The organism is Sphingobacterium sp. GVS05A (genome assembly GCF_019969845.1).
Lineage (GTDB): Bacteria > Bacteroidota > Bacteroidia > Sphingobacteriales > Sphingobacteriaceae > Sphingobacterium.
On the sequence record NZ_JAHXYR010000002.1, the window covers coordinates 203974 to 219721 of the forward strand.

At 37.8% G+C, this 15748-nt stretch carries 6 protein-coding genes and 2 pseudogenes; all 8 read right to left on the reverse strand.

What is annotated here, in order from left to right; genetic code table 11:
* Positions 1-16: 16 nt before the first annotated feature.
* On the reverse strand, positions 17-2131 hold the full coding sequence (locus LC454_RS05700; protein WP_223580504.1) for a WG repeat-containing protein: 2115 nt from the start codon (positions 2129-2131) through the stop codon (positions 17-19).
* A gap of 115 nt (positions 2132-2246) precedes the next feature.
* Positions 2247-3482 (reverse strand): porin, encoded by a 1236-nt coding sequence (locus LC454_RS05705; RefSeq protein WP_223580506.1) that lies wholly within the window; start codon positions 3480-3482, stop codon positions 2247-2249.
* A 448-nt stretch (positions 3483-3930) separates the two neighbouring features.
* Positions 3931-5433 (reverse strand): RagB/SusD family nutrient uptake outer membrane protein, encoded by a 1503-nt coding sequence (locus LC454_RS05710; RefSeq protein WP_223580508.1) that lies wholly within the window; start codon positions 5431-5433, stop codon positions 3931-3933.
* 17 nt (positions 5434-5450) lie between these two features.
* Positions 5451-8624 carry a SusC/RagA family TonB-linked outer membrane protein gene (locus LC454_RS05715; protein ID WP_223580509.1) on the reverse strand — a complete coding sequence of 1058 codons (3174 nt, stop codon included), beginning with the start codon at positions 8622-8624 and terminating at the stop codon, positions 5451-5453.
* Between the two features lie 342 nt (positions 8625-8966).
* A pseudogene (tnpC, locus tag LC454_RS05720) lies at positions 8967-10242 on the reverse strand (IS66 family transposase); the annotation flags it as partial.
* 140 nt (positions 10243-10382) lie between these two features.
* Positions 10383-10601: pseudogene (tnpA, locus tag LC454_RS26615) on the reverse strand (IS66 family insertion sequence element accessory protein TnpA); the annotation flags it as partial.
* A 203-nt stretch (positions 10602-10804) separates the two neighbouring features.
* Positions 10805-12316: a SusD/RagB family nutrient-binding outer membrane lipoprotein gene (locus LC454_RS05725; protein ID WP_223580511.1), complete on the reverse strand. Its 1512-nt coding sequence runs from the start codon at positions 12314-12316 to the stop codon at positions 10805-10807.
* A 4-nt stretch (positions 12317-12320) separates the two neighbouring features.
* Complete coding sequence (locus tag LC454_RS05730) at positions 12321-15449, reverse strand: SusC/RagA family TonB-linked outer membrane protein (RefSeq protein WP_223580512.1); 3129 nt, start codon at positions 15447-15449, stop codon at positions 12321-12323.
* Positions 15450-15748: the final 299 nt, after the last annotated feature.

Genomic DNA, 15748 nt, shown 5'->3' on the forward strand with positions numbered 1-15748 from the left:
GTTTCTATTCGTCCTATTAGTAGAGGTTATCAATAGAAACATTAACAACATTTCCGTCCTTGTCAAGAACGATCTCTCCCATGGTGAAATATCCTGTACCATCCTTTGAAAAGGCAACATCCAAGCGTTGAGAACCATCTGGAGAAGGAGGCAATACAATTTTTTTGAAGATACTATTGTTTTTATCGATCAGAAATAACTCCTCCTTTGCAGTGCGAACCAATGCATGCCCCCTGTAGAATTCGGTAATATTACTATATTGGGGCTGAATAACAATCTTTCCGTTCAGATCAATAAAACCATAACCATCATAGTCAGAGAAAGGAATCATCCCTTCGGCGCTCCGACTGATGTCTACATATCTAAGGTTGGCGGGAAGATCAACCCGTTTATTCTGGTAATCTAGCAAAAAAGTCTCCCGAGCTTTAGTGGCATACACCCAATTCGCAGTTTTCAATCCTTCAATTTTATCATATTCCATCGGAATGACTAATTTTCCGCTGGTATTTAAGACACCGAATTTATGCAACTTACTGCGTACCATAAAACTACTATCTGCAAGTATTTCAACGGCACTTAACAATGGAGTTTCGATCAGATCTCCTTTTAATGTATATAGATCAAACGTCTCGCGTCCCCTTAGTGTGTATTTTGCAACGAATAGCTTACCCTGTCTTTCTATAGTCGTATACTTAAAAGGCACTATTTCCTCCTGTCCATTGCGAAGCACACCCAAATCTTCCTTTTTATTTTTAAATACGGATAAATCCGCATCAAGCTTCCGCTCAAATCGATAACTAGCTTTAACAGGTTCCAGCTTTTTATCTTTCACATTTAGGAAATAATCAATGCTATCACTTGAGTCAAAGAAGTAATCTTGACTACTACGGGTCAATTCTTTAAAACGAGGTTCAATAATAACATTACCCATGGAATCCACAATACCATATTTCTTTGCTTCTTGGTCTAAATAGGTCATATATCCATAGGAAGCAGTACGTGAAACAGGAATCCGGCGTTCTGCTTTAATTGTTTCATTTGATTTTCCAAAATACAGTAAGAATTGCTTTACAGGATAAGGGAAAGAGATGGAGAGTCGCTGTTCAACAGGTCCTAGATATTCCTCATTGGATTCGATATATTCTCTAAGTTTTTTGATAACATCAAACACATCTTCATTTTTGTTATCGCCCAACAATACTTTAAGCTCTTTCTCAATAGCTGACTGGTAGTAATTCAACTTTTTCAAACCTTGAAACATCGCTTCAGTAAACTGCGGTTCAAAACGGTCAAGCATGGCATCCTCTACCGCTGCGGTTTGGAATTTTTGAAACAACTGACCAGCCGACTTCGCCTGTTTCTGAATTTCCGGATGTAGTCCATAAAGTGGCATCGCCGAATAAGAATTCGATTCCACCAGTTTATCATTTGGAATTTTCCCTCGGTGACCAAGATAGTTGTCATATAAATCCAGTGGCAGGTCGAGTTCTATTCCCTGTGGGCTAATGGTATCAATCGTTAAATCGTAGCCCATATATTTCACCGTTTTGGCATTTGGAGCGATTACCAAAGAGTCTAATTCATGTGGAAGTTGGTATTTTATTTCCACAAGCGCCTGACTAACGGGCAAAAGGCCAACTTTGGATGAATCAAGGGATTTATTTCCTTGGAACAATTGTTTAAATGAGGTTGAGAGCTGTCCTGTTTCTGATATTTTATCATCGGTAGCATCTAGCTTAAATGATGAATGTGGAATGCCAAAACGTTGCACAGCTTTAAGCGTGTTGGAATAACTTTCAAATGCAGCTTTTAATGTGTCGGGATTAGGAATAACAAAGGCCTTATTTTGGATATCCATCCGATTCCAGTTTACCGTATCCCAATTAACTTCCTTAGGATCACCTGAAGATAATCCCATTGAAAAGCTAAAATAAATGGTTTGATCCTTTACCTTCGCTAGGGCGGTATCAATCAATTGTACCTGCTGTTTAAAAAAGTTCGCCCGATCCTGAGGGGAAAGCTTACGGATATGAGCCAGCATCTCTGTCCGGCTATCGAATTGTCCAATATCTCTTTTCTGCGTACAGGAAGCAAAAAACAAGAACAATAAAAATAGGAATGTTATTCTCATGCAATTTCTCTTTTCAAAACCCAAGTCATTTATTTCACCATATGATCAAATATCCTGCCTAATTCGGAGAGTTTGCTTTAATTTTTAAACATTCAATAAAATTAACTGGTACATTTTACCAACGGTATAACAATCGGGTTGTAAAAACATTGTCTTTCAGATCATCAGAAAAATTTTTCAAGCTCGTTTTTTCATTGGTCACATGCTCATTATATACCGTAAGTTTTAATCTATTACTGATCTGATAAGCGACGCCATAACCCAATGTACTAAATTTGACATCACCATCCGCCGTAAAATTATCAGGCATTCCTATGGTCATGCCACTTGCCTTAGTATTGGGGTCATACACATCGTAAGCCAATAAAGCTGTAACACCCGTTTTTGCGATTTCCTGGGTAAGCCAAAGATAATAACCGTTAAATTTCCGTTGATATAAATCCGTCGCCGGTTGTGTCGTAAAACTTCTGCTCGCATATGGGCCTTTGATATCCGTACCTCCTGCGACACCAGGCTGATCACCAGCTACATATTCTGTCTTGAAGCTAGATTTTCCAAAGCTATGGTCAAGTTCAATCTGTAAGTTTGCACCATAGTAGTTTCGACCGATGGCTTTTCCTTCATTGTCATCACTGGTATGAGCAGTATAACCATTAGAGATCGCTTTGTAGTATGTTTTGGTATCATTACGGACAGAACCTTTATAGAAGGAACCACCAAATCCGAGCTGCAATCTTTTATCTGCAAGGCTATCGAATTTAAATCCTAAGTTACCGATCAGATCTTTTTTGGAGTCGTAATCTTTGGCTGAGTGGCCGCTTCCGTTTACCAGAGCCAAGTCCAAGTTCAGGAATTTCATTTTGCCTCCAGGGTGGTAGCTGATCATCCCCCCAAGGTCACGCTCTCGTGGCATTAAGGTTTGGAAAACACGAGCTCTTTCAGGGAAGTCACGATAACCGGACGAGTAAACAATGGAATAACCAAAGGGTCTATTGAAAAGACCGGCAGTAAGGCTTAATCCCTTTTGGCTGGGGTGCCGCAACTGAATGAAAGCATCCATTAATTGCACCCCGTCTTGGGTTGCATCGAGCTGGAATACAATACTGGAATAGGTATCTACACGGTCAATCTTGAGGCGACCACGTCGGATCATGAAACGATTATCGGAATTTTTGGAGAAATCACCGCCGGAAAAAGAAGTTATTCCAGGCGATTGAGCCTTTTGAAACTGCGTCTGAAGGTATCCTGTGATTTTGATATCATGTGGATCATAACTTGATGGTGCATTGTTATTTTGCGCCATGGCTACTGCTGGACCGATCAGAGTTGCGAGTAAAAGTGCTTTTTTCATCTATTTAATTTATTTACAAGTGACTAATCTCATCGTTATAAATGAGCTTGTTGCACTCGGTTTGTTTTCAGCTGTTATGAAACTATCAAATCTATTCAATTCCTTATACGGTTTGAATACTTTTTGATGGTTTCATTGGAATAAAATAATCTCTAATATAATGAATGAATTTTAAGCGCATTATATGCTTTCATTAAATCGTATAAGCGCTCTTCTTTCAACGCCGTAAAAATAGATTCTCAATGTTAAGTTAGTATTAATAAATTGTTAGACTATTAATTTGTATACATAAAATTAATGATTTGGTAATAATAACTTTTCAATTTTTATAATGAATGTAGGTAAAAAAACAAGAAACCAACAAGCAAAATAGCTTGTTGGTTTCTATTCTAATAATAAGTCTTTTTTTTCGAATCAAAAAGAGATCTGATTGAAAAGAAGACTCTCACTATTTGTTTTGTTCTCCAATATTTGGATTTGATTCCATTTCAGTTCTAGGGATGAGATATTGCCAGTTATCATCACCTGCTGCTACCGTCATCCAATTATTAACAGAGCCCGACACATAGTTAGGAACAATCGTTCTATCTAAAGGGAGATTTAGTCTCTTTAAATCTAAAAATCTAAATCCTTCTCCCCAAAGCTCAACACGACGATGAATTAATATTTCATCAACTAAGCTTTGGCCGCTTTGAGTTGATTTTATTGCCGCTAAATCGCGTACTTTCACTAAATCATACAGTGCATTTTGTGCAAGCCCATCTTGATTAGATTTTGCGTAAGCTTCGGCTAAAATTAAATAAACTTCCGAAGCACGTAATAATGGAACATCTCCTAAAGTACCACCAGCTGCTTTAACGGCAAACTTACGCGACATATAAGGCTGTCTGGCAAAAGTAGATGCCGGCAATGGAAAATTACTTGCAGTAGGCGCTGGTTCCCACATTTTTTTACGAATATCGGTAGCAGATATTTTATCATACAATGCTGAATTTATCCGTTTTGGATTGGCTCGCATAAACGATGTGTTTGCATCATACGCTATTTGAGCAAAATAAGACCCAAAGGTATCTCCCTGATCCGGTGTTGGCATAGATGCCCAGACTTCTTCACTCATGAGTGTAGCGTCATTAAAGCCCTTTTGATAAGTAGTCTGATCCATAAGTGGATATTTCCCTGTAGCAATAAACATATTTGCATATTTAATTGCATTTGTATAGTCCTGCATGGTTAAGGCCACGCGAGCTCGCAAACCAATCGCAACATGCACGTTTGCCTGAGACTTATTACCACGTGTTTCAACATTAAGTTTGATTACCTCTTCCAAATCGTTGATAATTGCAGCATAGACATTTTCTACTGTTTCTCTTGGTTTGGCCGTATCAGAAGATTTTAATAACAAAGGAATTCCCGGCTGACTATTTGGTTTTGCATTGGCATTATAACGTTTCGCATAAAGCTGAATCAAAAATGAATAAGCGTACGCGCGAAGAGTCAAGGCTTCAGCTTTTATACGCGTCTTTTCAGCTTCGGTTCCTTCAGCTTGATCTATGTTGTCGATAATAAAGTTTGCATTTCCAATAATCTTATAAAATGTACGATAAACATAAAAAGTCACCGCATGATTATCCGTTCTATGTCCAACCCAATTACCTTCTCCTGTGGATGTAAACCAATTTCCGGATGATATACCAAGATCTTCACCCATAAAATCCATATCCAACAAGATTCCCCCCACACCTGGTTTGTTCTGTTGATTACTAGCGACCTCATTGGTCCGTTCAAACATATATCTATATATACCGCTTAAAGCAGTATTGGCGTTTTCTGTTGTCGTAAAGACTTTCGATATATCCACCTTATTGGTCGGTGCAGTATCTAAATAATCTTTTTTACATGAACTGAACGCTAGTAATGCGATCAATCCTGAAGTTAAATATATTTTATTCATCACTTGTTTCAACTAAATTATAACGATACATTAATTCCCACGGTAAACGCTCTACTTGGTAAGTAAGTCGAAGAATTTGTTCCATCAAAACTTTCCGTCGGGTTCATTCCTTTCCTCTTAGAGATCAATCCCAAATTTTCTCCGGTAAAAAACACTCTAGCATTAGATACATCCAATTTACTCAAGAATGATTTCGGTAGAGAATAAGCGAAATTGACATTTCTAAAACTGATGTAAGATGCGTCTACCAACCATCGAGTAGAAGCGGCATTGATATTTGTAGAGTTTGCAGCATCAAGTCTTGGAATATCACTATCCGTGTTTTCTGTCGTCCAAGCTTTTAGCGCATCAGCATGGTATGCCTTACCATAGGAAGAAGTCCCCATTAGGCCTGCGTAGTTAGAATCATAGAATTTTCCCCCCACTTGATAGGTTATTAAGAAAGAAAGAGAAAAATCTTTATAATTGAACGTATTCGTTACAGCACCGGAAAAATCTGGAATAGCTGATCCTGAATAGTCAAATTTTGCATAATTTTGATTTTTAACATACTCTTTCCCGTCTATCACTGTAATATTCTTCGCCTCCGTACCTTCGGCTGGTAAATACAGTGAAGCTCCATCTGTATGATCAACTCCAGCATATTGTCTTAACCAAAAAGAATAATAGTCTTTTCCAACCTCCCGACGTTTAGTTCCAGACGTAATAACTGGATTTTCCGTAGGCATTTTTGTAATCTTATTTTTAAATGTTGTAAAATTCGTTGCCAAATTCCATCTAAAATCTTCCTTTCTAACAATATCACCGTTTAACGAAATTTCTAATCCAGAATTATACATTGCCCCTACATTCCTAATTTGTGTATTAATAGCATCCGAAACAGGGAGCGGAACAGATAATAATAATTTATCTGATCCTCTTTTATATACTTCAATTTCTCCTGTCAAACGATTATTCCAAAGTCCAAAATTAATTCCAGCGTTAAAAGTATTTGAGCTTTCCCAAGTTAAGTTTGGATTCGGTGCGCTATATAACAAGGTTCCTGGCGAAACACCATTATTTAATCCCAAAGTATAAAGTGATTGGTAAGCATAGAATATGGTATTTCCATCAGGATCCAAAAGATTATTATTTCCAACCTGTCCATAAGAAGCTTTTAGTCTTAAATCACTCAGCCAGTCAGCACCTTCCAAAAACTTCTCTTTTTTTAGGGCCCACGCACCTCCTAGTGAAAAGAATGTCCCCCAGCGTTTATCTGGATGAAAGATAGAAGACCCATCTCGACGCACACTTCCGTCAAAGAAATACTTCTCGTCAAAATTATAAGAAGCTTTTGCAAAATAAGATTCCAATTTATTCTTATCTGTGTATCCGCTAATCGAATAAGGGGTAACAAAGTTGTCAAATTCAATATTTCCCGCTGAGATTAATCCTCTTTTTTCAGCTGCTGCGCTGTGTAAGTAATAGTCATAGTTTTCATGTCCCAAGATGGCAGAAACACTATGCTGATCAATCTTCTTTGTATAATTTAAAATTTGGTTGAAAGTAAATGATCTAATCTGTGAGTTCAGCTCGTAACCAGATCCATTCAAAGTAACACCATCGCCAACTGAGTTATCCCAAAAAGTTCGATACGTACGATTTCTTAGATCTGCATTGAAGCTAGGAGTAAATGTGAAATCTTTAAGGAATTTGATTTCCACAAATGTTCTTGAGCTTAACAAAGTTCGTTTATTGTCACGGTCGTTGACCAATGTTTCGTAATAGACGTGTCGTCCAGGGTTAGCACCTTGAGGACGGTTAACTGCACCAGGATGCATTCCGTAATCATACCACTGTTCTCCCGTAATCGAGTTAATGACTGGATTTCCCTCTTTGTCCCAAGCTTTTACAGGATAAATAGAACCAATCCCCCTTATAAAATTAAAAGGGTTTACGAAGGACGAACCATTTCCTGTTGATGCATCGGCAGCAAGATTTCCCTGTGACATGCTTCCTGCGATATTGAAACCAGCTCTTAACCAGCTTTTCACCTGCGTATTTAAATTCAAACGTCCATTGAAGCGCTCAAAATCTGACTGTTGCACATAGCCTTGATCTTTCAAGTAACCAAATGAGGCATAATGATCAGATTTGTCCGAGGCACCAGAAGCACTCATATTAGCTTCAGTTCTTTTCCCCGTCCGCACGATATACTTATACCAATCAAAATCATTATATAACAATTTTGCATCAGGATTCATTTTACCATCTAGACCGACAATTTCTGTATCAGCCACATTAAACGGATTGTAAACAAGATTATTTTTAACTGTATTTTTTGCCCTTTGCGCAGCATCTGCTTCAGAAAGTGGAGTTCCACTATTCGGAAACATCAATGAGTTCTTGATAGCCTGAAATACTACAGGATAATAATTATATGTATCCACCAAATCATATTCAGGAATACCCCTCGAAGAAAGACCTTGAGAGAAGTTAACGTTTAATGCCCCTCCTCTTTTGCCTTTTTTGGTTGTAATGATAATAACACCATTACCTGCTCTTGAACCATATAATGCTGCAGATGTAGCATCCTTTAAAACAGATACACTTTCAATATCTGTTCCATTGATATCACCTATATCGCCGTCAAAGACCGAACCATCGACAACATATAGTGGCGACTGAGATGCGGACATTGATCCAAAACCACGCAAACGAACAGACGATCCTGTACCTGGCTGGCCATTCCCGGCATTTACTGCTACCCCTGGAGCTATACCAGCTAAAGCATTCGTTACATTGGTTACAACTCTTTTCTCTAAGTCTTGTGAGCTCATTGTAGCCATTGAACCTGTTACTTCTTTCTTCTTGGCGGTACCATAAGCAACAACAACGACCTCTTCCAAATTCTCATTTTGGTCATCGAGAGCGACATTAAATAGTGATTGTCCTTCTTTTACAATTAATGTTTTATCAGCATAACCAACTGATCTAAAAACAATAACTTTCCCATTTGGCACAGTAATTGAATAATTACCATTTGCATCTGTTTGTGTAGCAGTATTTGATCCTTGTACTACAATCGTCACCCCAGCCAATGGCTTGCCATCAGCGCTAGTTACACGACCACTTACTTTTTTCTCCTGCGCGAACGCTACTGAAGTCAGGATCATACTACCCACGAAAAAACTGAGTAATTTGTGTTTCATATGTTTATGATTGTTTAAATAAATATGTTTATTTTCTACAAAATATATTGGCTGTTTATATTTTTATTAAAATATTCTGGCAAGTTTAATTGCAATCTTAATCAAATTCATTTATAAAAATCAGGTTAGCTTCATGAGCTTTTAGTTAGTAATGATATAACATATTCAAACGCAATTGTTAAGATTATGTTAAAAACAAAGATATAATAAACTTTTTTATTTGCAATGCTTACATAGCATTTTCCAAAAAAAAATTAAAAAACTGTAAATTCTCTGATAATGAAGAAATCAATATTATTGTACCTTATATCTCTATTACTATGGCAGCATGCTCCCGACGAACTACAGGTCAGTTGATTTATTGAAGTTCCGCGGGTAAAGATCTTTTATATTTTTGTGGTTTATTGATGCTATATTCAATAGTGTATTTTTTAACCACTGGAACGGGTTGACCTCATGGTTTTTATAGATGGCGAAGAATAAATATATCATCGCCTACCGCTGAGCGGCTTCATGGCTGCCAGTGAACAGGTAGTTTTTGCGTCCCAGAGCAACCGGGCGAATGGCATTCTCGATAAGGTTGTTGTCAATATGGAGATTCCCGTCGTTTAGATAAGCCGAAAGGGCATCCCAACGTGCATAGGCATAAGCCATGGCCTTTCCGATCTGGCTTTTGGGCAGTGTGTTTTTGATCTCCTGGAAGATCCATTTTCCCATTTCGTTGATTACAGGTAAGGCTTCTTTTAGTCGCAGTTTCTTGATCTGCTGGGATGAGAGCTGTTTTTCTTTTGCCTTTCGTTCTGTTTTCTACAGCTCCTGTATCATCAGCAGTGCCTTTTCGGCCCATGAACGGTCATTGTCCAGCCCTTTTTCGAATTGAGGGCGCCCAACAGACCAGATGTGTTAAGTCTTTTTGCCGTCCATACTTTTCGTATGCGGCATACCCATCCGTCTGCAGTTAGCCCTTAAAGCCCGCCAACATGGATTTAGGTACGTACCTGCTACGTGGAGAATTGTAATCGAACAATACCGTTCTGTCCAATGGCGAGTGGTACACCCAATAAGATCCCTGATGGGTGGCGCCTTTTTTATCACTGTCCAATACTTTTATAACCGTCTCATCTACCTGCAGGTAACCCTTTGTTTTCGTATCGGAGACCAGTTGGTTATATAACGGTTCGAGCTTGATCAGTGCTTCTTTTGTCCATCCTTCGATCGTTGAAGAAGCGATCTGTATATCTTCCCTGGCGAAAATCTGCTTCTGGAGGTGCAGCGGGAGGTGGTCTGCATATTAACCCGTAAGGATCATCGCCAATAAGCCTGCCCCGGGGATACCTTTGTCAATCACCCGCTCAGGAAGGCCACCGATTTTAACTCCCTCACCATTTTTAGGCATGTATTTATAGCGGTTGTAGCGGTTGATGTAGAATTTGGCGGGTTCACACTCGAGTTCCTCGATGATCTCTTTTCCGATGCATACCATATCTGACAGGGTACCTTCCGGGTGGATGTCGATCTCTACTACGGGAAGGTGTTAGGGTAGTTTCGCCCGTCACTTATGGTTCGCACGCTTGCGTGTATACTCGATCTTTTGCCTGGTTTCTTCCTGTTGTTGCTCTTTTTCTACACACACTTCACCACTCGTAGCCTGAAATTGCATCCCTGAACTGATCAGTCCGCAGGGTCCGTCGAATGATTTCCTCATGTCTCAAAAGCCGTCATACAGGTAAAACCGGTGCGAAGAACCCAATGCAAACATCAGTACAGACGGATCAGCTGTGATACAAAGGCAAGATCATTTTCAGTCTTTATACGCACACCATTGGGATAAATGATCTCAACATCGTTCTTTCTTGGCGCCTTATCGATTGTTATAAAGCTACCACTACCTGTGCCATTTTCTTTAATGCGTGAAAACCAATAATAAAAGGTCGCTTCGTTGATCCCATTTTCAGCACAGTAAGCTTTCTTACTTTTTCCGTTCTGCTGTCAGTCTGCTATTATTCAATAAATTTTTTCAATAAAACATGTAGTTGCAAACTTATTGATTTAATAAGTGGTGGACTTTTTACGCAATTATACAAATTACATATTTCGGAGGATCAATTAGAAAATATTTAGAATGGTTACAAATAAAAAACAAAAGCCGTTCTGATTGAACGGCTTTTGTTTTTTATGAATTATTTACTATCCCACCAAACAGGGATTGTTATTGATTTTATAGGATCATTTGGTATTTCCGAAGGAATATTAGCTCCATTATATTGTCTTTCCGAAGAAGGGTAAGGAAACCTTACAGGTATTTGATTAATACGAGGAGGTTGATCCAATTCTGTCTGACCAGGATACACTTCATTATTAATTGGCAATTGTGGGTATCCCGTTCTTCTTACATCATTGTATGATTCAAACATTAAATAATTTGCGATGTACTTTTCAGTCATAATTTGTTTGTATGCATTATCTGAATTAGAACTTAAAGCATTATTTGTCAAATATATGTTTGCTTCACCAGCAGGTATGCTATAAAAATCCATAGAAGCTCTCACTGCATTCTCATAGGCGGTTTTCACACCCGGAGTAACAGTCTTTCCTGCCATCAAGAATTGGGCTTCCGCTTTTATAAATTCCACTTCCGGATAAGCCATCCAATATAATTTTGCACCAGCAGCGCTATAAAACGGCGCTATTGCTGAGTAGTTTCCAATGTTATTAGATGGAGCTTCATTAGTCACACCGATATACTTACCAACGTTGGCGGGATTAACATTAGTTCCAGCAACCACTTTTGTTGCTTGAAATTCAATACGAGGATCGTTAGTAGCCAATAATTTGTTAACATAGTATTGAGATGGACGTGTGGTATTAGCCCATTTCCCATCTATGGCATATTGGTACCAAGGATTTTCTGATCCCGTACTCGCAAAATAAGCGAACGTTGGCTGGCTAGCTGCTGTAATCGAACCCTTAGCCAATTCATCTAATGCTAGTTTCGCTTGAGTTGCAGCTACCATTCCAGGCGCATTAGATAATCGTAAATAAAACCTCGCCTTGAGGGAATGTGCTAATGTAACCCATTTTGACATGTCCCCCTTATAGACAAAATCATCCGCACCTGGCTTTAAAGCATTAGCCGAAGTTCCTGCCTCTAAAATAGCTTCATCTAACAAACCTTGAATAGATTTATAAACATCTTCTTGCTTATCATATTTAGGCTTTAAACCTTCGGCACCTTTAAAAGCATCTGAGTAAGGAACATCACCATATAAATCCGTAACAATAGATAGATTCCATGCGAGAATAATCTTTGCTATAGCACTATAATTTGGATTACCATTTGCAGCTGCTTTATTTTTTAGCACCACGGCATTATTCATAACATCAGTATATGAATAATTTTCCCACAAATTATTTACATCATTTGTCGTTAGGTAATAATTACCTTCGTGGTTACCTGAGATAGCACCAGCAATATTTTTTGACCACAGTCCCGTAATTCTTGCGGGATACCCTCCTATAACTTCGTAAGAAAAATTTGACAACAATGCAGTTAGCATTAAGTTCTCTGGTACATCTGTAGGATTATTGGGGTCTTGATTAATATCCAGTTTCTTACTACATGAAGTTAGCAATGTACTAGGTGCTACAAACAATGCTAAAAGTATGGATAGTATAATATTATTTCTTTTCATTATCTTAAAATTTAACGTTTACACCAAATGTGAAACCTTTCGTATTGGGAGTTACAGCATGGTATAATCCTTGCATCTGGTTCCCTAACAAGCTTCCTTCTGGATCTTTGTAAGTAAAATCAGATTTGATCCACAGGTTTCTACCTGTCGCAGATATTGTTACATCTCCCAATTTTGATCTTTTTAACCACGACTTTGGTAATGAGTAGCTAAGTGTCAACTCTCTCAGTTTTACAAATCCAGCATCTTCAACAAAATTCTGATCTACGGCAGAAAACCAGTTTTGATAGTAAGCTTGGTCTTTCACCACTTCTGTGGTGTTAGTTTGGCCATCTGATTCACGAATACCCTCGTAAACTGTTTTTGTCCCTCTATCAGCTGTTTTTATTGACGAACCATAGAATGTTGCATAATACAAATCCAAGTTTAAGACTTCACCTCCATGTTTAATATCTAAAAGACCAGATACTGAGAGATTTTTATATCTAAAAGTATTTCTAATTCCAGCGGTCCATTTCGGCATCACGTTCCCAATTGGTCCTAAATCATCAGCTAATACAGGTAAACCATCATCACCGATTAGTGTTTGTCCTTGTTCATTTTTCTTAAAACCCTGTCCCCAAATCACATAGCCATAATCTTTATCAATCCGTACTTGAGGACTAGTAAATCCACCAATAAAAATATTATCTACTCCTTCTGCTAATGATTCTAACTTATATTTATTTTTAGCAAAGTTTGTAACGATATTCCATTGAAAGTCCTCTGTTCTTACGGGAGCAATATCCAACATAACTTCTATACCTGAGTTCCTTAGTTTTCCAGCGTTAGCAACTCTGAAATTATATCCAGATGACGCTGCAATCGGTTGTTGAAGGATTTGTTTTTCGCTTTGCTTATTATAATACGAAAATTCTAAATTGATACGATTCTTAAAAAACTTCAATTCAGTACCAAATTCATACTCAGTAACAATTTCTGGCTTCAACTCATTACTAGCCAAAACACTACTTATTTTAAATCCATTTAACCCATTAAATGGAAAATCAATATTCCCCCTAGTTCCATCACCAGGATTTGCTTTTGTATAAGTTTGAGTAGTGTAATATTCTGGTGCATCATTTCCCGCTACAGCATATGAAGCCCTTACCTTACCAAAAGAGAAGATATCGTTAGTTAATCCAAATGCTTCAGAAAACACAAAAGATGATGAGACAGAAGGGTAAAAATACGAATTATTTCCCTTAGGCATAGTTGATGACCAGTCATTTCTAGCGGTAACATTTAAGAACCAGTAATTTTTATAGTCGATACTCGCTGAAGCATAAACACCAACTAATCGTCTAAGCATATCAGCCTGGTATGCTTGAACCGTTGCCATTCCACTGATATCAAAAAATTCAGGTATATTCAAATCCAGCCCACGGACAGTTCTACGATGAGATCCACGCTGGTTATAATTCGTTCCTAATAATCCTGAAATATTCCAATCGTCGTTTATTTTATGGTTTGCAGATAAGATAAAATCATTATTCCATTGTTTATAATTAACCAAAGCTGAAAAATATCTTCCTCTTGGAACACCCTTCGTACCAATATCAATTTTTTCTTCTAACAAATCGGTATAGGTGTCTAACCCTATTCTATTTGTAGCTTTTAACCATGGCAATATATCTATTACAGTTTCGTTGGAAATAACGAATCGGTCAGTAACACCTGGTCTTGAATTATGATTTACAAGCCAATATGGGTTATTAAAACCTGATGTCGCGGTTTCAGCCGATTGCCAAGACAAATTACCGTGTTTTTCGTAAGCCTCTTTCATATCGAAACTTACAGGTGCAAAATTTAGTCCATAAAGAAATGATTGAGAACCATTTCCTTCAAGCATCCGATTATTTTTTGTATTAGTATATGATACTGAAGTATTAGAGGTAACCAGTTTACTTAGCTTTGTTCCGAATCCACCACTAAATCCATTCCGCTTAAAGGTATTATTTGGAACAATACCATCTTGGTTAGTATTAGAATAAGTTAATCTATAACTTGTATTTCCTACACCACCGCTAATAGTTGCCGAATTATTCCACATGACACCAGTCTGATAGAATTGCTTACGAGGGTCAGTCAGTTTAGGCATACCAATTTCGTCAATTACTTTCTGACTTACTGAGTCTTTATGAGGGCCCCATATCGCAGAAGTTTGAGGATTAGTTGTTCCACCTTCTTCCGCATAACCACCGTAAATCAATGGTAAGCCATTACGGTATTTACCATTTGTACCCTGAAGATAGGATGTCTGAAAACCATCAGTTATTGCATTATCAAATGTAACTGAAGAAGACAATGAAACCCTTGGAATTTTTCTGTTTTCTTCAGCCAATCCCTTCTTTGTTGTGATCATAATCACACCATTTGCTCCTCTAGAACCATAAAGGGCACTCGCCCCAGCTCCTTTCAAAACCGAAACACTTTCAATAATATTCGGATCCAAATCTGCTATTCTGCTTCCATTTGTTCCAGCAAACAATGCATCAACTTGCGTATCCCCTTCATTGACAGAATTATCCATTGGAATACCATCAATTACAAAAAGAGGCTCACTACTACCTGTTATTGAGGTGTTTCCTCTAAGTTGAATTGAAGCTGAAGAGCCAGCTTGTCCTCCTGAACTCGAAATCTGCAGCCCCGCTACTTTTCCTGCTAAAGAGTTTACAACATTGGGTTCACGCGAATTCAAGATATCTGAGGATTTAACTTCTTGGACAGAATAACCAACAGATTTTTTCTCTTTCTTTACGCCTAAAGCAGTGATAACCACCTCTTCCAATGCATTATCAGAGCCATCAAGAGTAATATTAAAAGCAGACTGCCCTTCTTTGACAATTAAGGTTTTATCAGCATATCCTACCGAGCGGAATACGATAATCTTTCCTGTTGGAACAGATAACGAATAGTTACCGTTCACATCAGTTTGGGTAGCAGTATTTGTTCCTTGCACAGCGATCGTAACCCCTGCTAATGGTTTTCCATCCACTCCAGTTACACGACCACTTACCTTTTTTTCTTGCGCAAATGCTACAGAGGTTAGGATCATACTACCCACGAAAAAACTGAGTAATTTGTGTTTCATATGTTTATGTTTATTATAAGTAAGTTTATTCTTTAGTAAAAGATAATTTGGCTAGAAATTCTATCTTTTCAATAATCTATAAATAAGTTGTCTAGTTAGCAATACATCCCCAACAAAGCTACCTTTGTTAAAAAATGTTAAATACAAATTTATAACTTTTTTTAACATTTGCAATGCATGCATAATTTTGTCATAACATTAAACTAAATAAAAAATAACAAACACCTAATAATCAGTAAATTATTTTCTTTAAATTTCTTAAAAAAAGAAAAACACTGTAAAGAAAAAAATCTTCATTT